General features: G+C 54.3%; 15 protein-coding genes. 5 read left to right on the top strand and 10 right to left on the bottom strand.

Annotated elements, in window-relative coordinates; genetic code table 11:
* The first annotated feature begins 30 nt into the window (after positions 1-30).
* The 3 genes from gntX to gntT all read left to right on the top strand — a co-directional run bounded on the left by gntX (position 31) and on the right by gntT (position 3044).
* On the top strand, positions 31-714 hold the full coding sequence (gene gntX / locus N0B36_RS18575) for a DNA utilization protein GntX (protein ID WP_259688795.1): 684 nt from the start codon (positions 31-33) through the stop codon (positions 712-714).
* A 58-nt stretch (positions 715-772) separates the two neighbouring features.
* Positions 773-1348, top strand: coding sequence for a Fe-S biogenesis protein NfuA (nfuA, locus tag N0B36_RS18570; RefSeq protein ID WP_003023509.1), 576 nt, complete (start codon positions 773-775; stop codon positions 1346-1348).
* 379 nt (positions 1349-1727) lie between these two features.
* A complete protein-coding gene (gene gntT / locus N0B36_RS18565; RefSeq protein ID WP_003023507.1) occupies positions 1728-3044 on the top strand; it encodes a gluconate transporter in 1317 nt (438 codons plus the stop codon).
* 80 nt (positions 3045-3124) lie between these two features.
* On the opposite strand, the gene malQ is transcribed toward gntT, so the two are convergent.
* Both malQ and malP read right to left on the bottom strand, forming a co-directional pair.
* Positions 3125-5212, bottom strand: coding sequence for a 4-alpha-glucanotransferase (gene malQ / locus N0B36_RS18560; protein ID WP_259688794.1), 2088 nt, complete (start codon positions 5210-5212; stop codon positions 3125-3127).
* 9 nt (positions 5213-5221) lie between these two features.
* The gene (gene malP / locus N0B36_RS18555; RefSeq protein WP_259688793.1) at positions 5222-7615 is read right to left on the bottom strand and encodes a maltodextrin phosphorylase; all 2394 of its coding nucleotides are present in this window, start codon (positions 7613-7615) and stop codon (positions 5222-5224) included.
* Between the two features lie 629 nt (positions 7616-8244).
* Here malP and malT point away from each other — a divergent pair.
* Positions 8245-10950, top strand: coding sequence for an HTH-type transcriptional regulator MalT (gene malT, locus N0B36_RS18550; RefSeq protein ID WP_016154810.1), 2706 nt, complete (start codon positions 8245-8247; stop codon positions 10948-10950).
* A gap of 41 nt (positions 10951-10991) precedes the next feature.
* Here malT and N0B36_RS18545 read toward each other — a convergent pair whose 3' ends face one another.
* The 3 genes from N0B36_RS18545 to glpE all read right to left on the bottom strand — a co-directional run bounded on the left by N0B36_RS18545 (position 10992) and on the right by glpE (position 13093).
* Positions 10992-11750 (bottom strand): DeoR/GlpR family transcriptional regulator, encoded by a 759-nt coding sequence (locus tag N0B36_RS18545; protein WP_003023499.1) that lies wholly within the window; start codon positions 11748-11750, stop codon positions 10992-10994.
* Positions 11751-11765: 15 nt separating this feature from the next.
* Positions 11766-12596, bottom strand: a complete 831-nt coding sequence (gene glpG, locus N0B36_RS18540) for a rhomboid family intramembrane serine protease GlpG (RefSeq protein WP_200052022.1) — start codon at positions 12594-12596, stop codon at positions 11766-11768.
* A gap of 170 nt (positions 12597-12766) precedes the next feature.
* Positions 12767-13093, bottom strand: a complete 327-nt coding sequence (glpE, locus tag N0B36_RS18535; protein ID WP_016157651.1) for a thiosulfate sulfurtransferase GlpE — start codon at positions 13091-13093, stop codon at positions 12767-12769.
* A 198-nt stretch (positions 13094-13291) separates the two neighbouring features.
* Between glpE and glpD the strand changes: the two genes are divergently transcribed.
* A complete protein-coding gene (gene glpD / locus N0B36_RS18530; RefSeq protein ID WP_047415950.1) occupies positions 13292-14800 on the top strand; it encodes a glycerol-3-phosphate dehydrogenase in 1509 nt (502 codons plus the stop codon).
* Positions 14801-14904: 104 nt separating this feature from the next.
* Here glpD and glgP read toward each other — a convergent pair whose 3' ends face one another.
* From glgP to glgB, 5 genes are read right to left on the bottom strand one after another with little or no spacing between them, the layout of a single operon-like run.
* Positions 14905-17352 carry a glycogen phosphorylase gene (glgP, locus tag N0B36_RS18525; RefSeq protein WP_259688792.1) on the bottom strand — a complete coding sequence of 816 codons (2448 nt, stop codon included), beginning with the start codon at positions 17350-17352 and terminating at the stop codon, positions 14905-14907.
* 19 nt (positions 17353-17371) lie between these two features.
* The gene (glgA, locus tag N0B36_RS18520) at positions 17372-18805 is read right to left on the bottom strand and encodes a glycogen synthase GlgA (RefSeq protein WP_016154814.1); all 1434 of its coding nucleotides are present in this window, start codon (positions 18803-18805) and stop codon (positions 17372-17374) included.
* Positions 18805-20100, bottom strand: a complete 1296-nt coding sequence (gene glgC / locus N0B36_RS18515; RefSeq protein WP_016154815.1) for a glucose-1-phosphate adenylyltransferase — start codon at positions 20098-20100, stop codon at positions 18805-18807. Before glgC ends, glgA begins: the two co-directional genes overlap by 1 nt.
* A 13-nt stretch (positions 20101-20113) precedes the next feature.
* Positions 20114-22090 carry a glycogen debranching protein GlgX gene (gene glgX / locus N0B36_RS18510; protein ID WP_019078135.1) on the bottom strand — a complete coding sequence of 659 codons (1977 nt, stop codon included), beginning with the start codon at positions 22088-22090 and terminating at the stop codon, positions 20114-20116.
* A complete protein-coding gene (glgB, locus tag N0B36_RS18505) occupies positions 22090-24273 on the bottom strand; it encodes a 1,4-alpha-glucan branching enzyme (RefSeq protein WP_016154817.1) in 2184 nt (727 codons plus the stop codon). The genes glgX and glgB overlap by 1 nt, the downstream gene beginning before the upstream one ends.
* Positions 24274-24467 lie beyond the last annotated feature (194 nt).

The raw sequence follows: 24467 nt of genomic DNA, 5'->3' as shown, positions 1-24467 counted from the left end.
TGTTCTCTTTTAGCCTGAAAGGATGTTTCTATGCTAACAGTACCGGGATTGTGCTGGCTATGCCGAATGCCCCTGACGTTAGGGCATTGGGGGATCTGTTCAGTCTGCACACGGGCAACGCATCAGCACGTCAGCCGGTGCCCTCAATGTGGACTCCCTGCCGCGCATACCGTCGTTCCCTGCGGGCGCTGTCTGCAAAAACCACCGCCGTGGCAGCGACTGGTTACCGTCAGCGACTATGCTCCGCCATTGAGCGGGCTTATCCACCAGTTCAAGTTTTCCCGACGTGGCGAAATGGCCCCCGCTCTTTCACGCTTGCTGTTGCTGGAGGTATTACAGGCCCGGCGCGTCAGCGGTCTTCCTCTGCCGGACAGGCTCGTCAGCGTCCCGCTCTGGCAACGTCGGCACTGGCGCAGAGGGTTTAATCAGAGCGACTTACTGTGTCGTCCCCTGGCACGCTGGCTAGACTGCGACTGGGACAGCCGGGCCATCACGCGGGTTCGGGCAACCGCCACACAGCACCATCTCAGCGCCCGATTACGTAAACGTAACCTGAAAAACGCCTTTCGCCTTGAATTGCCAGTGCAGGGACTCCATATGGTCATTGTGGATGATGTCGTCACTACCGGAAGTACCGTCGCGGAAATCGCGCAGCTGCTTTTACGCAACGGCGCGGCGACTGTCCAGGTATGGTGCCTGTGTCGAACCTTGTAGAGCCTCGATGATGGGCGTATTATAACCAAGTAAAATAGTCAACTATTAGGCCATTACTATGATCCATATTTCCGATGCTGCACAAGCGCACTTTGCCAAACTGCTGGCAAATCAGGAAGAAGGGACACAAATCCGCGTATTTGTGATTAATCCCGGCACGCCTAACGCTGAATGCGGCGTTTCTTATTGTCCGCCGGACGCCGTGGAAGCAACCGACACCGCCATTAAATTTGACCTGCTGACCGCATATGTTGATGAACTGAGCGCACCGTATCTGGAAGATGCAGAAATCGATTTCGTTACCGACCAGTTAGGCTCCCAGCTGACCCTGAAAGCACCAAACGCCAAAATGCGTAAAGTTGCCGATGATGCGCCGCTGATGGAACGCGTGGAGTACATGCTGCAATCGCAGATCAACCCACAGCTGGCAGGTCACGGTGGTCGCGTCTCTCTGATGGAAATCACCGATGAAGGCTACGCTATTCTGCAGTTTGGCGGCGGATGTAACGGCTGTTCAATGGTGGATGTAACGCTGAAAGAAGGTATCGAGAAGCAGCTGCTGGCTGAATTCCCTGAACTGAAAGGCGTTCGCGATTTAACCGAACACCAGCGCGGCGAGCACTCTTACTACTAACGCCTCAACCTGTAGAATTTCCGTAGGCCCGTTAAGACGCATCCGCGCCGCCATCGGGCATTGATGCCGGATGGCAGCGTAATCGCGTTATCCGGCCTACAACCTTGCATTTCTCCGCATATTTCCTGCAACAATCCCCCTCATAATTTGACCAGCCTCTCATAATTTAAATTTTGCCTGCCCAGGTGATTTTCAAGCGCCGTATGTTACCCGTATCATTCGCATCAGCACCTAACACACACATAACAGCCAGCTAAACTGATTAGTTTTGAAGGCAACCAGCATTGGTGCTGAGAATGCTCTGTTCCCGGTCGGGACAATCGGAATTTGTCATCTAAACACTGACGTTACCCATAACAAAGTAAAGGCCAGGTAAATCATGCCATTAGTCATCGTTGCTATCGGTGTAATCTTGTTACTCCTCCTGATGATCCGTTTCAAAATGAACGGTTTCATCGCTCTCGTCCTGGTGGCGCTTGCTGTCGGATTGATGCAAGGGATGCCACTGGATAAAGTCATCGGTTCGATTAAAGCCGGCGTCGGCGGAACCCTTGGCAGCCTCGCCCTGATTATGGGTTTTGGCGCCATGCTGGGCAAAATGCTGGCGGACTGCGGCGGCGCACAGCGCATCGCAACCACCCTGATTGCTAAATTCGGCAAAAAACATATTCAGTGGGCGGTGGTATTAACCGGCTTCACCGTCGGTTTTGCCCTGTTCTACGAAGTCGGCTTCGTGCTGATGCTGCCGCTGGTGTTCACCATCGCCGCTGCTGCCAACATCCCGCTGCTGTATGTTGGCGTGCCGATGGCTGCAGCGCTGTCCGTAACTCACGGCTTCCTGCCGCCGCACCCAGGTCCGACCGCTATTGCCACCATTTTCCACGCAGATATGGGTAAAACCCTGCTGTTTGGTACGATTCTGGCAATCCCGACCGTTATTCTCGCCGGTCCGGTGTACGCTCGCTTCCTGAAAGGCATCGATAAGCCAATCCCGGAAGGTCTGTACAGCGCGAAAACGTTTACTGAAGAAGAGATGCCTGGCTTTGGCGTCAGCGTCTGGACCTCCCTGGTACCGGTTATCCTGATGGCAATGCGCGCCGTGGCGGAGATGATTCTGCCAAAAGGCCACGCTTTCCTGACGGTGGCAGAATTCCTGGGTGACCCGGTTATGGCAACGCTTATCGCGGTGCTGATTGCGATGTTCACTTTTGGTCTGAACCGTGGACGTTCGATGGATCAGATCAACGACACGCTGGTGTCCTCCATCAAAATCATCGCGATGATGCTGTTGATCATCGGTGGTGGCGGTGCCTTCAAACAGGTCCTGGTGGATAGCGGCGTGGACAAGTACATCGCGTCAATGATGCACGGTTCAAACGTTTCTCCGCTGCTGATGGCATGGTCTATCGCTGCGGTACTGCGTATCGCACTGGGCTCCGCAACCGTTGCGGCGATCACCGCTGGTGGGATTGTGGCACCGCTGATTGCAACGACCGGCGTAAGCCCTGAGCTAATGGTTATTGCGGTTGGTTCCGGTTCCGTCATTTTCTCCCACGTGAACGATCCAGGCTTCTGGTTGTTCAAGGAGTACTTCAACTTGACCATCGGTGAAACCATTAAGTCATGGTCAATGCTGGAAACCATTATCTCCGTCTGCGGTCTGGTAGGGTGTCTGCTGCTGGGTATGGTGGTCTGATAAAACTGTGCCGGGTGGCGCTTCGCTTACCCGGCCTACCTGCTATCACCCTAAAAAAGCCGGGGAAATCCCCGGCTTTTTTACTTCTTCTTCGCGGCCGCTTTTCGGCGCTTATCCAAATCCTTAATCAGCTTGTTCACACCGTCATCGGCAAACATCTGCTCCAGCGTGGCGGTGAGCTTACGCCGCCAGTTTTTGTACTGATCGCTGGTCCCGGGAATATTGACCGGCTCAGCCATATCCAGCCAGTCTTCCGGTTGCAGGCCCAACAGCGCACTGTTGCTGTCAGCGATGTAGCGTTGCATGCCGCGATTAAGAATCGGCGTCATCGACATCAGCGACGCCTTGTGACCAGCACGTTTTGGCAGGCACCCGTATTTGTGCAGCGCGTCCAGCAGCCCCTGTTTCGCCAGTTCTCTGTCCTGATACAACCCACGCAGCACGACTTCATCCGGGTACAGCCCCAGCGCCTTACCCAGCGTCAGATCGCCGCTATCCCAATAACCTTTAAGCGTAGGAAGGTCATGCGTCGCCGCGACTGCCATTGATTGTTCCGGGTACGCTTTCGGCGCGCGGAAATTTTTCTCATGGTCATTCTCAAAATAAAGCACTTTGTAGGAGTACACGCCGCTGTCACGCAGCTTGCTGACGATCTCTACCGGCACAGTCCCCAGATCTTCACCAATTACCATGCAGTGATGACGTTTACTTTCCAGCGCCAGAATTGAAAGCAGATCGTCGACCGGATAATGCACGTAGGCGCCGTGATCGGCAGTTTCACCGTAAGGGATCCACCACAGACGCAGCATCGACATAACATGGTCGATACGCAACGCACCGCAGTTCTGCATATTGGCACGCAGCAGTTCGATAAACGGTTCGTAAGCGCGTGCCGTGATGATATGCGGATCCATCGGCGGCAATCCCCAGTTTTGCCCGAGCGGACCGAGAATATCCGGCGGTGCGCCAACCGAGGCTTTCAGGCAATACAACTCGCGGTCGCACCAGGTTTCCGCCCCGCCTTCGGCCACGCCGACAGCCAGATCGCGATATAATCCAATCGGCATCGCAAAGCCCTGGCTGGTTTTCCAGCAATCAGCAAACTGGGTATACGCCAGCCACTGCAACCACAGGTAGAAATCCACTTCATCACGATGCTCTTCGCAAAAGCGTTTTACCTCTGGCGAATCCACCGACTGGAAAGCTTGCGGCCACACCGGCCAGCCCCAGCGCAGTGCGTCCTCTTTCACCTGATGCGCATGCAGCGCGTCAAAGGCCGCCTGCCAGTACAGGCTATCCCCTTCCAGAGTCACAAACTGGCGAAATGCCGCCATCTGCTCATCGTCACGTGCAGAGAAGCTTTTCCACGCCATACGCAGCGCTGTCATCTTCAATGCGGTAACGGCAGAATAATCAACCCACTCGGCATCACGCGCGCGTTGCAGAGCTTGCTGAGTCGCGGGTTTCTGCCACCAGGCTTGCGCCTCTTTACTCAGGCGAAAATCGTCTACTGCGTTCACATCAATATAAATAACGTTCAACCAGCGGCGTGACGACGGGCTGTACGGACTGGCACTCTCCGGGTTCGCCGGATACAGCGCGTGAATCGGATTCAGGCCGATAAACGCGCCGCCGCGTTGCGCCACCTCCACCAGCATGGCACGGAGATCGCCAAAGTCGCCAATCCCCCAGTTTTTTTCTGAACGCAGGGTATAGAGCTGAACGCATGCGCCCCACAGCTTTTGCCCGGCTAACAGCGTCTGCGGCTCATAGCAGCGTTTCGGCGCGACGATGATGCGGCAATGGGTACGCAACTCCCCCTGGGTTAGGGTAAGCGTGTGATACCCTTCCGGCAGCTTTGCCGGAAGGTTGAACGATTTACCGCCGACGGCATGCCCTTTGTGCTGCACGCCCTCTTCGGTGGTCAGCAGCCAGTTAAACTCTCCGCGTCCCTCAACTGCCAGCGGCATTTTCTTACCAGCGGTATAAACCATGACATTCGGCACCGGGGTCACCGCCACCTGAGCGGTGGCGGTGGAGCGATGCATAGCGTCAAGCAAACGCCGCTTGGTTTCGACGCCAATAGACTGCGGTTTACCGTGGGCATTAATGTAATTGGGGCTAATCCCCGCCGCCAACGCGGCATTGTCCAGACGTTTGCTTTCCATCGCGATTCCTTAACGTTTCGCCTGCCAGATACGAGTCTGATAATCGCGGATGGAGCGATCCGAACTGAACATGCCGCAACGCGCGGTATTCAGAATCGCCGCCCGGGTCCAGGCTTCCTGGTCACGATACAACACGTCAACCTGCTTCTGGGCTTCAACATAGGCCGCGAAGTCCGCCATTAACAGATACGGGTCACCGCCCTGCTTGCCGATACTGTGCAGCATCTGGTCGAAGGCATGTTTATCGCCGTCGCTGTACTTCCCGCTTTCCAGCTCTTTCAGAACAGCATCCAGCACTTTATCTTTCTTACGCCATTTCACCGGGTCGTAACCTTTGGCCTTGAGCGCCTTCACCTCTTCCACGGTATGACCAAAGATAAAGATATTCTCGTCACCGACCTTCTCGGCGATTTCGACGTTTGCGCCATCCAGCGTACCGACGGTTAACGCACCGTTCAGCGCCAGCTTCATGTTACCGGTGCCAGAAGCCTCTTTCCCTGCAGTGGAGATTTGCTCAGAGATATCCGCCGCTGGGATCAACATTTCCGCCGCTGAGACACAATAATCCGGCAGGAATACGACCTTCAGCTTGTCGCCCACTTGCGGGTCGTTATTGATGGTTTCTGCGACCTTGTTAATGGCGAAGATGATATTTTTCGCCAGGTAGTAACCCGGAGCGGCTTTCGCGCCAAACAGGAATACGCGCGGCACGCGATCGGCCTGCGGGTTCTCACGGATTTCTTTGTATAACGCCAGAATATGCAGCAAGTTGAGGTGCTGACGCTTGTACTCATGCAGGCGTTTAATCTGAATATCAAAGAGAGCGTTAGTCGTTATCTCAATACCGGTACGCGCTTTAATAAACTTCACCAGACGCGCTTTGTTCGCCAGCTTGATGTCACGATACTGCTGACGAAACTTCGCGTCGTCGGCGTATTTTTCCAGGTTAATCAACTGATCGAGGTCGTTGGCCCACTCTTTTTTCAGCGATTTATCCAGCAGCGCGGCAAGTGCCGGGTTGCACTGCTTAATCCAGCGACGCGGAGTAATCCCGTTAGTGACGTTATGGAATTTGTTCGGCCAGAGCTGATGATATTCCGGGAACAGATCCTTCACCACCAAATCGGAGTGCAGCGCCGCCACGCCGTTAACCGCAAAGCCGCTGACCACGCACATGTTGGCCATACGCACCTGTTTGTTGTGCACCACCGCCAGCTTCGCCCAAACTTCAGCGTTACCCGGCCAGGTTTTATCGACCAGCTTCTTAAAGCGGTCGTTAATCTCTTTGATGATTTGCATATGGCGCGGCAGTAGTGCTTTCACCAGCTTCTCGTCCCAGCACTCCAGCGCCTCTGGCATCAAAGTGTGGTTGGTATAAGCAAAGGTCTTACTGGTAATAGCCCACGCATCGTCCCAGCTCATCTGGTGCTCATCAATCAGCACACGCAGTAACTCAGGGATGGCGATGGTCGGGTGAGTATCGTTGAGCTGAATCACCTCAAAATCAGCCAGCTCATGCAGTTTACGCCCTGCCAGATGATGGCGGCGCAGAATGTCAGCTACGGAGCAAGCGCACTGGAAGTATTGCTGCATCAGGCGCAGCTTTTTACCCGCGGTGTGGTTGTCGTTCGGGTACAGCACTTTGGTCAGTTTTTCAGCGTCGATGCCCTGCTGCTCTGCGCGCAGGAAATCGCCGTCATTAAATTTGGTCAGGTTAAACGGATGCGCGTGGCTGGCCTGCCACAGACGCAGCGGTTGCGCCACGCCGTTACGGTAGCCGAGAACCGGTAGATCCCAGGCCTGGCCGGTGATAATAAACCCCGGCTCCCAGTGCCCTTCTTTGGTGACCTTGCCGCCAATCCCTACTTGCACATCCAGTGCCTCGTTGTGACGGAACCACGGATAGCTGCCGCGATGCCAGTCATCCGGGGCTTCCATCTGCTGCCCATCGGCAAACGACTGACGGAACAGGCCGTACTGGTAGTTGAGACCATAGCCCGTCGCCGATTGACCGACTGTCGCCATCGAATCAAGGAAGCAGGCCGCCAGGCGCCCCAATCCACCGTTACCCAGCGCCGGGTCGATCTCTTCTTCCAGCAGATCGGTCAGGTTGACGTCATGCGCTTTCAGCTCATCGCTCACCGCCTGATACCAGCCGAGATTGAGTAAGTTGTTGCCAGTCAGACGGCCAATCAAAAACTCCATCGAGATGTAGTTAACATGGCGCTGATTTTTTGCCGGCTTCGCCGCAGGCTGGGCGCTGAGTAACTCAGCCAACGCCCCACTCACTGCCTGCCACCACTGGCGCGACGTCATTTCTTGAGCCGACAGTAAACCGAAGCGCTGCCACTGACGCGTCAGGGCAGCCTGAAATTGATCTTTGTTGAAAGTAGGCTGTGACATAGGGGTTCCAGATCCTTAGGTAATAAAACAACGTTATCGCTAGTTTGCCAGGCTCGTTGTTGACCTTCCTCATCCTGGCACGGATTAGGCAGGGAGGAGGAGCGGGGATGAGCATAAAAGTGTGATCGCTGCCACTTAAAGGGGGTGTTATCGCCCGTAAATTCGCGTAAGTCCGGCATAACGCCCCTGTAATGCCCAACGGACGGCGCATTAATAACAAGAGATAAATCGACAATATCAAATAGAGGGGTGACGATGGGAAACAATCTGTAAACAGAGAAATAGTTTCTAACCTGAAATATCCAAGGTGGATAAGATAATTCACATAAAACTTTTAAGTCGGCCACAAAATTCGGCTCTTTACATTAAGCAACTGAGTAACCTTATAAAAAGGGAGGTATTTTTCGGCTCAGCCAAAATACCGACGGATCCAGTCGCCACGCCTGTTGTGACTCTTTAAAGCAATTAATGTAATAGATGTATAGATTTGTGACATAGTGCAAAATCAGACACACAAAAAGTCCGCTTAGCTTGCATAAAACACTAATCTGGCCGACCTTATATCTATTAATTACGAAGCGCAAAAAAAATCATTTTTCCCCATTTTCACACAGTGAAGTGACTAACTTATGTTGATTCCGTCTAAATTAAGTCGTCCGGTTCGACTCGACCATACGGTGGTTCGTGAGCGCCTGTTGGCTAAACTTTCCGGCGCGAACAATTTCAGGCTTGCCCTGATAACAAGTCCTGCTGGTTATGGAAAAACGACGTTGGTTTCACAATGGGCAGCGGGGAAGAACGACTTAGGCTGGTACTCTCTGGATGAAGGCGATAATCAGCAAGAGCGCTTTGCCAGCTATCTGATCGCCGCTATCCAACAGGCAACCGGTGGACACTGCACCACCAGCGAAGCGATGGTGCAAAAGCGCCAATACGCTAGCCTGACGTCACTGTTTGCGCAGCTATTTATTGAACTGGCCGAGTGGCACCGCCCGCTCTACCTGGTAGTGGATGATTATCATCTCATCTCCAATCCGGCAATTCACGAAGCGATGCGTTTCTTCCTGCGTCATCAGCCTGAGAACCTCACGCTGGTCGTGCTGTCGCGCAACCTGCCGCAGTTGGGTATTGCCAACCTGCGAGTACGCGATCAGTTGCTGGAGATCGGCAGCCAACAGCTGGCGTTTAACCACCAGGAAGCCAAACAATTTTTCGATCGACGTTTGTCCTCGCCTATCGAAGCGGCAGAAAGCAGCCGGATGTGCGATGACGTTGCTGGCTGGGCCACGGCGTTACAGCTGATTGCCCTCTCCGCCCGCCAGAACAACCACTCTGCACACCAGTCCGCACGCCGCCTCGCCGGGATCAACGCCAGCCATTTGTCCGATTATCTGGTTGATGAAGTGCTGGACAGCGTCGACCTCGGCACCCGTCACTTCCTGCTGAAAAGCGCCATTCTGCGCTCCATGAACGACGCACTGATCGTCCGGGTCACCGGGGAAGAAAACGGCCAGATGCGGCTGGAGGAGATTGAGCGCCAGGGATTATTCTTGCAGCGGATGGATGACGTCGGTGAGTGGTTCAGCTATCACCCGCTATTTGGCAGCTTTTTACGCCAGCGCTGTCAGTGGGAGCTGGCAAGCGAACTGCCCGAAATACACCGCGCCGCCGCTGAAAGCTGGATGGCGCAAGGTTTCCCTAGCGAAGCTATCCACCACGCGCTGGCGGCAGGCGACGCCCATATGCTACGCGATATCCTGCTTAACCATGCGTGGGGACTGTTTAACCACAGCGAACTGACATTACTGGAAGAGTCGCTGAAAGCCCTGCCGTGGGAAAGTCTGCTGGAAAATCCGCGTCTGGTTCTGCTGCAAGCCTGGCTGATGCAAAGCCAGCACCGCTACGGCGAGGTTAATACCCTGCTGGCACGCGCTGAGCAGGAAATGAAAGGCGACATGGAACCGACACTGCACGCCGAATTTAACGCCCTGCGTGCGCAGGTCGCAATTAACGACGGAAATCCTGACGAAGCCGAGCGCCTGGCAAAGCTGGCGCTGGATGAGTTACCCATCGCCTGGTTCTATAGCCGTATCGTCGCCACCTCGGTACATGGTGAAGTCCTGCACTGTAAGGGCGATCTCACGCGTTCTCTGGCGTTGATGCAGCAAACCGAGCAAATGGCGCGCCACCATGACGTCTGGCATTACGCGCTGTGGAGTTTAATTCAGCAAAGCGAAATTTTGTTTGCCCAGGGCTTTTTACAGGCCGCCTGGGAGACTCAGGAAAAAGCGTTTCAGCTGATCAAAGAGCAGCATCTGGAACAGCTGCCGATGCACGAGTTCCTGGTGCGTATTCGCGCGCAACTGCTGTGGGCATGGGCGCGCCTGGACGAATCGGAAGCGTCTGCCCGCGCGGGTATTGAACTGCTTTCCACATTCCAGCCGCAGCAACAGCTACAGTGCCTGGCGCTGCTGATTCAATGTTCGCTGGCCCGGGGGGATCTGGATAATGCGCGTAGCCTGCTCAACCGCCTGGAAAACCTGCTGGGTAACGGTCACTATCACAGTGACTGGATCTCGAACGCCGATAAGGTACGGGTGATTTACTGGCAAATGGTGGGCGACAAAAACTCGGCCGCCAACTGGCTGCGCCACACGCCGAAACCGGAATTCGCCAATAACCACTTTCTGCAAAGCCAGTGGCGCAACATCGCCCGCGCGCAGATCCTGCTGGGCGAGTTTGAACCGGCTGAGATTGTGCTGGAAGAGTTGAATGAAAATGCGCGCAATCTGCGCCTGATGAGCGATCTGAACCGTAACCTGCTGCTGCTTAATCAGCTCTACTGGCAGGCAGGGCGCAAAAATGACGCACAGCGCGTGTTACTCGACGCGCTGCAGCTGGCGAACCGCACTGGATTTATCAGTCACTTTGTCATTGAAGGTGAGGCCATGGCGCAGCAACTGCGTCAGCTGATTCAGCTCAATACCTTACCGGAACTCGATCAGCACCGCGCCCAGCGCATTTTGCGTGAGATTAACCAGCATCACCGCCATAAATTCGCCCACTTCGATGAAGGATTCGTTGAGCGTCTGCTTACTCACCCGGAAGTACCGGAGCTTATCCGCACCAGCCCGCTGACCCAGCGCGAATGGCAGGTTCTGGGACTGATTTATTCGGGCTACAGCAACGAGCAGATCGCCGGAGAATTAGCCGTCGCGGCAACGACCATCAAGACGCACATCCGCAATTTGTATCAAAAGCTCGGCGTCGCACACCGCCAGGATGCAGTGCAACATGCGCAGAAACTGCTGAAAATGATGGGGTATGGGGTTTAGTTAATGCCTGATACGCTACGCTTATCAGGCCTGGAATTAACTTAGCACAGCTCTAACTGAATATGATGGTCCGCAATAACCTGCATCACGCCAGCTGGCGGCAGCGTGTCGGTATACACCGCATCCACCATGCTGATACTGCCCATATTCACCATCGCGTTACGCCCAAACTTCGAGTGATCCACCACCAGCATCACATGCCGTGAATTCTCAATAATCGCGCGCTTGGTGCGAACTTCGTGATAATCAAACTCCAGCAGGGAGCCATCGCTATCGATACCGCTAATCCCTAAGATGCCGAAGTCCAGGCGGAACTGAGAAATAAAGTCGAGGGTCGCTTCGCCCATAATACCGCCGTCGCGGCTACGCAGTTCGCCACCGGCGAGTATGATGCGAAAATCCTCTTTCGCCATCAGCGTATTCGCCACATTGAGGTTGTTGGTCACAATGCGTAAATTGCTGTGATTGAGCAGCGCGTGAGCCACCGCTTCCGGCGTGGTGCCGATATCAATGAACAACGTAGAACCGTTCGGGATCTGCGTGGCAACTTTGCGGGCAATGCGCTCTTTTTCCGCCGTCTGTGTCGCTTTACGGTCATGCCACGGGGTGTTGACCGAGCTGGAGGGCAGCGCCGCGCCACCGTGATGGCGCAAAATCATGTTCTGATCGGCCAGATCGTTAAGATCGCGGCGAATCGTCTGCGGGCTGACGGAGAAATGCTCCACCAGCTCCTCAGTACTGACGTATCCCTGTTTCTTTACCAGCTCGATGATCGCGTCATGTCGTTGTGTTTGCTTCATTATTGTTCCCTGAAATTACGTTCGTTTTCGTACATTCATAGTATCGGCAAACGCCATTGCCAGACCCACGGCCAGCCCGGCGATATGTGCGCCGTTCGCCATCGACATGCCGAACACATCAAACCAGCCGGCAACAATCCAGATCAAAGCAAAGATAATCAAACCACGCTGCAGGAAAATACCACTTTGTGGATCGCGCTCGCCACGCAACCACACATAACCCATCAGCGCATATACCACGCCAGACAGCCCACCAAACCACGGGCCGCTAAATTTCTGCTGAACGTAGCCGCTTAGCAGGGCGCTGATCACGGTAATTACAATCAGTTTTCCGCTGCCCAGACGCTTTTCTACCGCACCGCCGAGATACCACCACCACAGCAGGTTGAACAGAATATGCATCAGCGAGAAGTGCATAAAAGCGTGGGTGAAATAACGCCAGAATTCAAATTTCAGCGAAAGGTCAAACGGCCATGCCAGCCAGAGCATCACAGTCTGGTCGCCCAGCGTGTTCATCGCGATAAACACCAGCACACACGCGGCCATCACCACCCAGGTTACCGGGCCTGCGCGTTCGCGCAATGTGGCCAGGAACGGATAACGCTGATAGCGCAGACCGCTGTCGGTATGACCCGACTGCCAGCTTGCCGCGAGGTAACGCGGATCGCCTGGATTCTCCAGAAACCGCGCCAGCTCAGCATGCACGCGCTCAGCCTGGGACTCATCCGCCAGCCAGACATCCGTTTGCTGATGTTGTTGAATCGTCAGGATAACGCCCTGTGTCGCCATATAATCAACAAATGCCTGCGCCACACGGGGGTTAGCAAAAGAGGTAATCATCAACATGGTTGCTGTCGCTTATTCCACACAAAAGAGGACAGTATATATACCCTTCTTACTTCGAGCTGCATCTTTGTTGGCTTTCCTCACTCACTCCGGTCACGTACTGTTCGTACGCGCCCGGAGATTTGCTGCGTCGCCGTCGCGATGCAACTCGAATTAATTTGGGTATAGTCTTACGAACCGTATGCCACTTCTGCCGGAAAATGTCGATGCCAGGCGTCGAAGCCGCCGTCAACACTGTAAACCGCGTCATAGCCCTGCTGAAGAAGATATTGCGCCGCGCCTTTACTGCTGTTGCCGTGATAACACATTACTAACACGGCGGTGTCGAAATCATGCTCGCGCATAAATGACCCCAGCGTGTCGTTCGTCAGATGAAACGCCTGTGGGGCGTGACCCATCGCATAGCTTTGCGGGTCGCGGATATCCACTAACACCGCGGTCCCCTGGTGCAGCTTCTGATGCGCTTCTTCGACATTAATACATTCAAACTGATCCATTGCTCTCTCTTCTTTATATTGCAGGTGACGCTTTTCAGACATGTTACTTCTTAGTGTACGTCCCGACGGCAGTTAAACGCCATAATGTTATATGTATCACTGTAAATTGTTTATCCGATGTTACCAATGGCGCGATTCTTTGCTATTATGCTCGATAACGAACATTAATGAGCTATAACGAAAGTGCGAGAGGCCAGCATGGAAACCAAAGATCTGATTGTGATAGGTGGAGGCATCAACGGTGCCGGTATCGCGGCAGATGCCGCTGGACGCGGTTTATCCGTGCTGATGCTGGAAGCGCAGGATTTAGCCTGCGCCACCTCTTCCGCTAGCTCCAAACTCATCCACGGTGGCCTGCGCTACCTGGAACACTACGAATTTCGCCTGGTGAGCGAAGCGCTGGCCGAACGTGAGGTGTTGTTGAAAATGGCACCGCATATCGCCTTCCCGATGCGCTTTCGTCTGCCCCATCGCCCGCACTTGCGTCCAGCGTGGATGATCCGCATTGGTCTGTTTATGTACGATCATCTGGGCAAACGCACCAGTTTGCCGAGTTCAACCGGTTTGCGTTTTGGCGCAGATTCCGTAATGAAACCTGAGATTGTGCGCGGTTTCGAATATTCTGACTGCTGGGTAGACGATGCGCGACTGGTTTTGGCAAACGCCCAAATGGTCGTACGCAAAGGCGGAGAGGTGTTAACCCGCACTCGCGCTACCTCCGCTCGCCGTGAAAACGGATTGTGGATTGTTGAAGCTGAAGATATCGATACCGGTAAAAAGCACACCTGGCAGGCGCGTGGTCTGGTCAATGCCACCGGCCCATGGGTGAAAGAGTTCTTCGACGACGGCATGCATCTGCCATCGCCGTACGGTATTCGTCTGATTAAAGGCAGCCACATCGTAGTGCCGCGCGTCCATACCCAGAAGCAAGCTTATATACTGCAAAACGAAGATAAACGTATTGTGTTTGTCATCCCATGGATGGACGAATTCTCGATCATCGGGACGACTGACGTCGAATACAAAGGCGATCCGAAAGCGGTAAAAATTGATGAGAGTGAAATCAATTACCTGCTGAAGGTCTACAACGCGCACTTTAAGAAACAACTGGGCCGTGACGATATCGTCTGGACCTACTCGGGCGTACGTCCGCTGTGCGATGACGAGTCCGACTCGCCGCAGGCTATCACCCGTGATTACACGCTGGATATCCACGATGAAAACGGCAAAGCGCCGCTGCTGTCGGTCTTTGGCGGTAAGCTGACGACCTATCGTAAGCTGGCAGAACACGCGATGGAAAAACTGGCGTCGTACTATCAGGGAATCGGTCCGGCGTGGACAAAAGAGTGCATTCTGCCAGGCGGTGACATCGGCGGCGATCGTGAAGATTACGCGGCCAAACTGCGCCGTCGCTACCCGTTCCTGACCGAGTCGCTGGCGCGCCATTATTCGCGCACCTACGGCAGTAACACCGAATGGATTATCGGGGAAGCCACCTCGCTTGCCGAGTTAGGTGAAGACTTCGGCCATGAGTTCTATGAGGCCGAGCTGAAATATCTGGTCGATCACGAATGGGTGCGCCGTGCGGAAGATGCGCTGTGGCGTCGCACGAAAGAAGGTATGTGGCTGAACGCTGAACAGCAGTCGCGCATGACCCAGTGGCTGGTGGAGTACATTGAGAAACAGCAGCTGTCGCTGGCGTCTTAAGATACTCGATATAAAACTGTAGGCCCGGTAAGCGTCAGCGCTACCGGGCCTTTTACCGGATGGCGGTTAACGCCTTATCCGGCCGACAGATCGTCCTGCCCTTGTTACAACCGCACCGAGTCGATATGCCAGATGTTTTCGGCGTACTCTTTGATCGTCCTGTCCGACGAGAAGTAGCCCATGTTGGCGATATTAATCATCGACTTGGTGGTCCACTCTTCCGGGTGGCGATACAGTTCGTCAACCTTATCCTGGCAATCAACGTAGCTGCGATAATCCGCCAGAACCTGATAGTGGTCGCCAAAGTTGATCAGCGAGTCAACCAGGTCACGATAGCGCCCCGGCTCCTCAGGACTGAATACACCGCTGCCAATCTGCGTCAGCACCTGGTGCAGCTCTTCGTCTTTCTCGTAATACTCACGCGGCTTGTAGCCCTGGCTGCGTAAGGCTTCGACCTCTTCCGCCGTATTACCAAAGATAAAGATATTTTCTGCGCCCACATGCTCCAGCATCTCGACGTTGGCACCGTCCAGCGTCCCAATGGTCAGCGCGCCGTTGAGGGCAAACTTCATATTACTGGTACCAGAGGCTTCGGTCCCGGCCAGCGAAATCTGCTCAGACAGGTCGGCAGCAGGAATAATCACCTGCGCCAGGCTGACGCTGTAGTTAGGAATAAACACCACTTTCAGCTTGTCACCAATTTGCGGATCGTTGTTGATCACTTTCGCGACGTCGTTGATCAGGTGAATGATGTGCTTCGCCATATAATAGGCCGAAGCCGCTTTACCGGCGAAGATATTCACGCGCGGCACCCACTCGGCGTCAGGATCGGCCTTAATGCGGTTGTAGCGGGTGATCACATGCAGCACGTTCATCAACTGGCGTTTGTATTCGTGAATACGCTTGATCTGCACATCAAACAGCGATTTCGGGTTCACCACCACGTTAAGCTGCTGGGCAATGAGCGTTGCCAGACGTTTTTTATTCTCCAGTTTCGCACGGCGCACCGCCTGATTTACCAGCGGGTAATCGCAGTGCTGTTCAAGCTCGCTTAGCTGGCTGAGATCGGTTCGCCAGGTGCGACCAATGTTCTCATCCAGTACCTCAGAGAGCGATGGGTTAGCCAGCGCCAGCCAGCGGCGCGGCGTCACGCCGTTGGTGACGTTACAGAAGCGAGTCGGGAAAATCTTCGCAAAGTCAGCAAACAGCGACTGCACCATCAGGTTGGAGTGCAGCTCAGAAACGCCGTTAACCTTGTGGCTCACCACCACTGCGAGCCATGCCATACGCACCCGGCGGCCATTGGATTCATCGATAATCGACGTCCGTCCCAGCAGACTGGTATCGTTCAGATACTGTTCCTGCAACGTCTTCAGGAAGTAGTCGTTAATCTCAAAGATGATTTGCAGATGGCGCGGCAGAATTTTGCCCAGCATATCGACAGGCCAGGTCTCCAGCGCTTCGCTCATCAAGGTGTGGTTGGTATACGAGAAGACCTGGCAGCAGACCTCAAACGCATTATCCCAACTGAATTTGTGCTCATCGATCAGCAGACGCATCAGCTCAGGAATCGACAGTACCGGATGGGTGTCGTTGAGGTGAATGGCGATCTTATCCGCCAGGTTGTCGTAGGTTTTGTGCAACTGATAATGACGGTTCAGAATGTCCTGCACCGTGGAGGAGACCAGGAAATACTCCTGGCGCAAACGCAGCTCGCGTCCTGAATAGGTGGAGTCATCCGGATACAGCACGCGGGAGACGTTCTCGGAGTGGTTTTTATCTTCCACCGCCGCAAAGTAGTCGCCCTGGTTAAATTTACCGAGGTTGATTTCGCTACTGGCCTGGGCATTCCACAAGCGAAGCGTATTGGTGGCGTCTGTGTCATAACCGGGAATAATTTGGTCGTAGGCTACCGCGAGGATCTCTTCAGTTTCTATCCAGCGCGTTTTCTTGCCTTCCTGCTGAATACGCCCGCCAAAGCGCACTTTGTAGCGTGTATTGTGGCGTTTGAATTCCCACGGGTTACCGTATTCCAGCCAGTAGTCCGGTGACTCTTTCTGTCGGCCATCAACAATGTTCTGTTTGAACATGCCGTAGTCATAACGAATACCGTAGCCGCGTCCCGGCAGACCCAACGTTGCCAGTGAGTCCAGGAAGCAGGCCGCCAGGCGCCCGAGGCCACCGTTGCCAAGACCAGGGTCGTTTTCTTCATCGATCAGATCTTCAAGATCCAACCCCATACCTTCCAGCGCATTTTTGACATCGTCATAAATACCCAACGATAACAGTGCATTGGAAAGTGTGCGGCCAATCAGAAACTCCATTGACAGATAATAAACCTGTCGAGTTTCCTGGGATAATTGCGCACGGTTAGAACGCAGCCAGCGCTCCACGAGACGATCGCGCACCGCGAACAACGTGGCGTTCAGCCACTCATGTTTATTGGCAATAACCGGGTCTTTACCAATCGTGAACATCAGCTTGTAGGCGATAGAATGCTTAAGTGCCTCTACGCTGAGTGTGGGCGATGCATAAGTAAATGGAGCATTCATATAGGTGATTCCTGGATATCTATTTCAAACGATAGTAAAGCTCACGGTATGACTTCGCCGCGACTTGCCAGCTAAAATCCATGGTCATGGCCTGACGTTGTACAAACCGCCACAACGAAGGCCGGGACCACAATACGAAAGCACGCCGGATCGCGCGTAGCAGCGACCAGGCATTACTATCTTCAAATACAAACCCACTGGCGATACCATCCGCCAGGTTTTCCAGCGAACTGTCAGAGACCGTATCAGCCAGCCCACCGGTGCGCCGCACCAGCGGCAGCGTGCCGTACTTCAGTCCATACAACTGCGTTAAGCCACACGGCTCAAAACGGCTGGGAACCAATATAACGTCGGCCCCACCCATGATGCGGTGCGAGAAGGCTTCGTGATAGCCAATCTGTACGCCCACCTGTCCCGGATGTTCCGCCGCCGCGGCGAGGAAACCTTCCTGTAAAACCGGATCGCCCGCACCGAGCAATGCCAGTTGTCCACCCTGCTCTAACAACCCCGGTAGCGCTTCCAGCACCAGATCCAGCCCTTTCTGACTGGTCAGGCGGCTGACTACGGCAAATAACGGCACTTTGTCGTTAACCTTAAGTCCCATCGCGATCTGTAGCTGGCGTTTGTTCTCCGCCTTCTCTTCCAGCGTTTCACGCGTATACCGCGACGCCAGCAGCAGATCGGTTTCCGGGCTCCAGATTTTTTCATCAACGCCGTTCAGCACACCGGAAAGACGTCCTTCACGATGACGCTGCTGCAACAGACCTTCCATGCCGTAGGCAAACTGCGGCTCGGTAATTTCCCGCGCGTAGGTCGGACTGACCGCCGTAATGTGGTCGGCGTAGTACAACCCGGCCTTCAGGAAAGAAATCTGCCCGTTAAACTCCAGTCCGTGCACGTTAAAGAACGACCATGGCAATTGGATGTCATCCATATGTTTTGCATAAAACATGCCTTGATACGCCAGGTTGTGCACGGTGAACACCGATTTCGCCGGATGGCCGCGCGCCGCCAGATACGCCGGGGCCAGACCGGCATGCCAGTCGTGCGCATGCACCACATCTGGGCGCCAGAATGGGTCAAAGCCACAGGCCATTTCACTGCCGACCCAACCCAGCAGCGCAAAACGCAGCACGTTATCGGTATATGCAAACAGGTTAGTGTCGTGATACGGGCTACCGGGACGGTCATAGAGATGCGGCGCGTCAATCAGGTAAATGCCCACACCGTTGAAATGCCCGAACAACAGCGTAATACGTCCGGCGAAGGTATCGCGACGCGTCACTACCTGCGCATCGGGAATGCCGCGACGGATATCAGGAAACGCCGGGAGCAGCACGCGGGCATCCACACCGTCCGCGATTTGCGCTGCGGGTAACGCCCCAATAACATCCGCCAGTCCCCCGGTTTTTAACAAAGGGAACATCTCTGAACAAACGTGTAAAACCTGCATTATCGCTCCTGTTTGATCTGCAGTTTGCGCAGCATTTCACGCGTGACCAGTACAATACCTTCCTCTGAACGGTAGAAACGACGTGCATCTTCTTCCGCGTTTTCACCAATCACCATGCCTTCAGGAATAACGCAGGCGCGGTCGATAATGCAACGACGTAAGCGGCACGAACGTCCCACCCACACTTCAGGTAACAACACTGCCGAATCAATGTTACAGAATGAATTCACCCGCACTCGCGGGAACAGAACGGACTGCACTACCACCGAACCAGAAATAATACAGCCACCGGAAACCAGCGAGTTCAGCGTCATTCCGTGGCTACCGGAACGGTCCTGAACAAATTTCGCCGGCGGCAGTGATTCCATATGCGTACGGATTGGCCAGTCCTGGTCGTACATATCCAGTTCAGGCGTCACCGAAGCCAGATCGAGGTTTGCTTTCCAGTAGGCTTCCAGCGTTCCCACATCGCGCCAGTACGGCTCGGATTCCGGGTCAGACTGTACGCAGGACAATGGGAATGGATGAGCATATGCCATGCCAGCTTCGGTGATTTTCGGGATGATGTCTTTGCCAAAATCGTGACTGGATTTTTCATCGAGATCATCTTCCGCCAGCAGTTCATACAGATAATCGGCGTCGAAGATGTAGATCCCCATACTGGCAAGCGATTTGGTCGGATCATTAGGCATCGCTGGCGGGTTGGCAGGTTTTTCAACGAACTCGATAATTTTATCGGTGTCGTCCACGTCCATTACGCCAAACGCGCTGGCCTCTTCAATAGGCACAGGCATACAGGCCACTGTGCAACGCGCGCCTTTCTCAACGTGGTCGATCAGCATGCGTGAGTAGTCCTGCTTATAAATATGATCGCCCGCGAGGATCACCACATATTCCGCTTTATAGCGTCGAATGATGTCCAGGTTTTGGGTCACCGCATCCGCCGTACCGCGATACCAGTTTTCACCCTGCATCCTCTGCTGGGCAGGCAGCAGATCGACGAACTCGTTCATCTCTTCGCTAAAGAACGACCAGCCGCGCTGAATATGCTGCACCAGCGTGTGTGACTGGTACTGAGTGATCACGCCGATACGGCGGATCCCGGAATTAAGACAGTTGGATAAGGCAAAATCGATAATGCGGAACTTACCGCCAAAGTGCACGGCAGGCTTGGCACGCTTATTGGTTAAATCTTTCAGGCGAGTACCGCGGCCACCGGCCAGGATCAGGGCAACAGATTTTAATGGCAGCTGGCGCGCCAACATTACACGATCGTTCTTCTCTAAACTTACCATGACTAACTCCTTTTTATCTTCTCTGGAACACACACAGTCCGTGCGCAGGTCCCTGCCAGACCGCCGTAAGCACCGGATTATCCTCTCCGGCAAATGGGGGAATGGCGTGCCATTCCCCTTCAGGTAAAACGATATCTGTCACCTCAAGCGTGGCGTTTATTGCAATCAGGAAACGATCTGAAAGCAGGATTTGCATCTGCCTCGGGCCGTTATGCCACTCATCCGCACTTAAGGGTTGTGCGTACTTATTCAGCCAACGAACATTGCCATCGCCCTCTTCCCACCAGCAATCGCCTGTTAATGCAGGTATTTGCCGGCGCAGATGAATCAACGCGGCGGTAAATGTGGTTAGCCCACTGTTTGCCTGCTGCCAGTCCAGCCAGGTTAAGGCGTTATCCTGGCAGTAAGCGTTATTATTACCGTGCTGGCTATGACCATGCTCATCACCCGCCAGCAGCATCGGCGTTCCCTGGGAGAGCAACAGCGTGGTTAACAGCGCATGAATGCTGTCGCGACGCCGCTCAATCAGGTCCAGCGAGCCACCTAATCCTTCTTTACCATGATTGTCGCTGTAGTTATTGCTAGTGCCGTCGCGATTTTCCTCACCATTCGCTTCATTGTGCTTATTTGTGAAGCAAACGCAGTCGCGTAGCGTAAAACCGTCATGCGCGGTCACCAGATTGACCGTGGCGCTGGGATTGCGGCCCGGGCGTTTAAACACGTCGCTGGATGCGGCAAAACGTCCGGCAAACTCGCCCAACGAAAGATTACGCTGGAGCCAAAAACGTCGCGTCGCATCGCGGAAATGGTCATTCCACTCGGCAAACGGCGGGGGGAAATTCCCCACCTGATACCCGCCTTCACCAATATCCCACGGTTCCGCAATCAGCTTGGCGCGTGAGAGCAGCGGACAGTTTTGGATCGCGGTAAACAGCGGAGCATCCTGACGAAACTCAGGCGTACGCCCCATGACGGAAGCCAAATCAAAACGAAAACCATCCACATGGCAGGTTTCAACCCAGTAGCGCAGACACTCGCATGCGTATTCCACAACGCCAGGATGGCTCAGATTGATGGTGTTCCCACAACCGGTCCAGTTGTAGTAATCGCCATCATCTCTGATCCAATAATAGCTACGGTTATCAATTCCGCGCAGCGAGAAGACAGGTCCTTCGAGATCCAGCTCGGCGCTGTGGTTTAAAACGATGTCGAGAATGACCTCAATACCCGCTTTATGCAGCGCTTTTACCGCGTCGCGAAACTCATCAAGCGCACTCTCCGGCGAGCTGGCATAGGCCGGATGCAGCGCATACATCGCCACCGGGTTGTAGCCCCAGTAGTTTGACAGGCCCAGTCGCTGAAGCCGCGGTTCGCTGGCGAAATGCGCCACCGGTAACAGCTCCAGTGCGGTAATGCCGAGGCGCTTGAAATAGTCGATCATCACCGGATGACCCAGCGCTTTGTAGGTCCCGCGAATTTCTTCCGGCAGGTCAGGATGCAAATATGTCAGCCCTTTGACATGCGCTTCGTAAATTACGGTATTGCCCCACGGCGTGCGCGGCGGGGCATCATCCTCCCAGTCATAATGGTCGGACACCACCACGCCCTTCAGCGCGATGGCGGCATTATCATGATGATCCGGTTCATTCAGCCCACCGTGCAGCAGTGGGTTATCTTTTAACTCGCCATCCACCCGACGCGCGCAAGGGTCAAGCAGCAGTTTCGCCGGATTAAACCGGTGGCCCTGCTGCGGTTGCCACGGACCATGTACGCGATAGCCATAGCGTAGACCGGGACGGGCGTTGGCCAGATAGCCGTGCCAGACATCGCCGCTACGCCCCGGCAGGTCGTAGCGGAGTTCGCAGCCTTGCTCATCGAATACGCATAATTCAACGCGTTCAGCGTGGGCCGAAAAGAGGGTGAAATTGACGCCATGGCCGTCATACGTTGCACCATGGGGGGTGGCGTTGCCGGTTGCCAGTTGCGTCATTATCCCTCCCGCACCAGCCAGATCGTTGCCAGCGGTGGCAACGTCAGGCTCAGTGAGTGCTGACGACCATGACTGGCGATTTCATCGCTGTGCACCGCGCCGCCGTTACCGGTATTGCTACCGTGATAATGCATCGAATCGGTATTGAGGATCTCGCGCCATTTGCCCGGCTGATTGATACCGAAGCGATAGCCGTGGCGAGGCACTGGCGTAAAGTTGCTGATAACGATGATTTCATTACCGACTTTGTCACGACGAACGAAAGCCAGCACCGAACGTTCTTTGTCATCCACCACCAGCCACTCGAAGCCATAGGCGTCAAAATCAAGCTCGTGCAGCGCTTTGTGATGACGATAGGTAAGGTTCAGATCGCGCACCAAACGTTGTACGCCGTGGTGCCAGTTATCGCCGCCTTCCAGCAAATGCCAGTCGAGGCTAGCGTCGTGATTCCACTCACGCCCCTGAGCAAACTCGTTGCCCATAAACAGCAGTTTCTTGCCTGGGAAGGCCCACATCCAGCCGTAGTAGGCGCGCAGGTTGGCAAACTTCTGCCATGCGTCCCCCGGCATGCGATCGAGAATTGATTTTTTACCGTGTACCACTTCATCGTGCGACAGCGGCAGGACAAAGTTTTCGGTGTAGTTGTACAGCATGCCGAAAGTCAGCTTATCGTGATGGAACTGACGATGAACCGGATCCAACTTCATGTAGTCCAGCGTGTCGTGCATCCAGCCGAGGTTCCACTTATACCAGAACCCTAAACCGCCCATATCCTGTGGCCTTGAAACGCCGGCAAAGTCGGTGGACTCTTCCGCCATGCTCACGGCCCCCGGCACCTGCTCGCCAAGAATACGGTTGGTATTACGTAAAAACTCAATGGCTTCGAGGTTTTCACGACCGCCAAATTCGTTCGGGACCCACTCCCCTTCTTTACGGCTGTAGTCGCGATAAATCATCGACGCCACGGCATCTACACGCAGCGCATCAATACCAAAACGTTCAATCCAGTACAGGGCATTGCCCACCAGATAGTTACTGACTTCACGGCGACCGTAGTTGTAGATCAGCGTGTTCCAGTCCTGGTGATACCCTTCGCGCGGGTCGCTGTGCTCATACAGATTGGTGCCATCAAATTCTGCCAGACCAAAGTCGTCCGACGGGAAATGGCCCGGCACCCAGTCGAGAATGACGTTCAGTCCGGCCTGATGCGCGGCATTCACAAAATAGCGGAAATCATCACGCGTCCCGAAACGACGGGTCGGCGCATACATACCGGTAGGTTGGTAGCCCCAGCTACCGTCGAACGGATGCTCATTAATCGGCAACAGTTCGAGATGGGTAAAGCCCATCCACTTGACGTAAGGCACCAGTTGATCCGCCAGTTCGCGGTAGCTCAGCCAGAAGTTGTTATCGGTATGACGACGCCATGAGCCCAGGTGCACTTCATAGATAGAGATCGGCGCATCAAACTGGTTGGCTTTTTTTCGCTCCTCGCTTTGCACCACTTTTTCCGGCAGACCGCAGATAAGCGACGCGGTTTCCGGGCGCATTTGCGCTTCGAAGGCGTAAGGGTCCGCTTTGATTCGCAGCTTACCGTTCGCATCGATCATCTCGTATTTATACAGTTGACCATGCTGCGCGCCGGGGATAAACAGCTCCCAGATACCGCTTTCTTTGCGCAGGCGCATCGGGTGGCGACGTCCATCCCAGTAGTTGAACTGCCCAACCACTGACACGCGTTGAGCGTTAGGCGCCCAGACGGAGAAGCGTGTACCGGTTACGCCATCCATGGTATCCGCATGCGCGCCCAGCGTTTCGTAAGGTCGCAGGTGCGTACCTTCAGATAACAGCCAGGCATCCATATCCTGGATCAGCGGGCCAAAACGATAAGGGTCATCAATCAGATTCTCCTGTCCATGCCAGACAACAGCTAACTGATAGCGAAAGAAATTTTTACGGCGGGGAAGTACAGCACAGAAAAAACCGCGAGAGTCGAGGCAGTCCAGCTTGCCGACTTTGCGTCCGGTTTTGGGTTCGATCACCCACACTTCGGTGGCGTCAGGTAATAGGGCGCGGACTTCAAGTCCAGCGTCAGTTTGGTGCATACCGAGTACGGAAAAAGGATCCGCAAAATGGCCTGCAATTAGCGCATTAATCACGTCTCTATCGATACGAACGGACATGGTTGTCATCCTGTTTTATGGTGTCACGCCTTCCAACTGATCTTCGACATCAGGTAGTGACACTTTTTTTGACCTGAACGGCGCAGCACAATTGTGCATCCTCTCTGCGTCGTCCCACCTTCAGGCAACAACTTAATACCTCCGGTACTAAGTCACCCTTAAAGAATAGCCAATGCTTTATCTTACTCCTGGTA

The organism is Citrobacter sp. XY323 (genome assembly GCF_025106035.1).
In the GTDB taxonomy this organism is placed as follows: domain Bacteria; phylum Pseudomonadota; class Gammaproteobacteria; order Enterobacterales; family Enterobacteriaceae; genus Citrobacter; species Citrobacter braakii.
This window is presented reverse-complemented; position numbering and strand designations above follow the sequence as displayed.

Coding starts and splice junctions, on each gene's coding strand:
- nfuA (WP_003023509.1), top strand. CDS start 773: ATGATCCATATTTCCGATGCTGCACAAGCGCACTTTGCCAAACTGCTG.
- glpE (WP_016157651.1), bottom strand. CDS start 13,093: ATGGATCAGTTTGAATGTATTAATGTCGAAGAAGCGCATCAGAAGCTG.
- glgX (WP_019078135.1), bottom strand. CDS start 22,090: ATGACGCAACTGGCAACCGGCAACGCCACCCCCCATGGTGCAACGTAT.
- glgB (WP_016154817.1), bottom strand. CDS start 24,273: ATGTCCGTTCGTATCGATAGAGACGTGATTAATGCGCTAATTGCAGGC.
- malT (WP_016154810.1), top strand. CDS start 8,245: ATGTTGATTCCGTCTAAATTAAGTCGTCCGGTTCGACTCGACCATACG.
- N0B36_RS18545 (WP_003023499.1), bottom strand. CDS start 11,750: ATGAAGCAAACACAACGACATGACGCGATCATCGAGCTGGTAAAGAAA.
- gntX (WP_259688795.1), top strand. CDS start 31: ATGCTAACAGTACCGGGATTGTGCTGGCTATGCCGAATGCCCCTGACG.
- glgC (WP_016154815.1), bottom strand. CDS start 20,100: ATGGTAAGTTTAGAGAAGAACGATCGTGTAATGTTGGCGCGCCAGCTG.
- glgA (WP_016154814.1), bottom strand. CDS start 18,805: ATGCAGGTTTTACACGTTTGTTCAGAGATGTTCCCTTTGTTAAAAACC.
- glpD (WP_047415950.1), top strand. CDS start 13,292: ATGGAAACCAAAGATCTGATTGTGATAGGTGGAGGCATCAACGGTGCC.
- gntT (WP_003023507.1), top strand. CDS start 1,728: ATGCCATTAGTCATCGTTGCTATCGGTGTAATCTTGTTACTCCTCCTG.
- malQ (WP_259688794.1), bottom strand. CDS start 5,212: ATGGAAAGCAAACGTCTGGACAATGCCGCGTTGGCGGCGGGGATTAGC.
- glgP (WP_259688792.1), bottom strand. CDS start 17,352: ATGAATGCTCCATTTACTTATGCATCGCCCACACTCAGCGTAGAGGCA.
- malP (WP_259688793.1), bottom strand. CDS start 7,615: ATGTCACAGCCTACTTTCAACAAAGATCAATTTCAGGCTGCCCTGACG.
- glpG (WP_200052022.1), bottom strand. CDS start 12,596: ATGTTGATGATTACCTCTTTTGCTAACCCCCGTGTGGCGCAGGCATTT.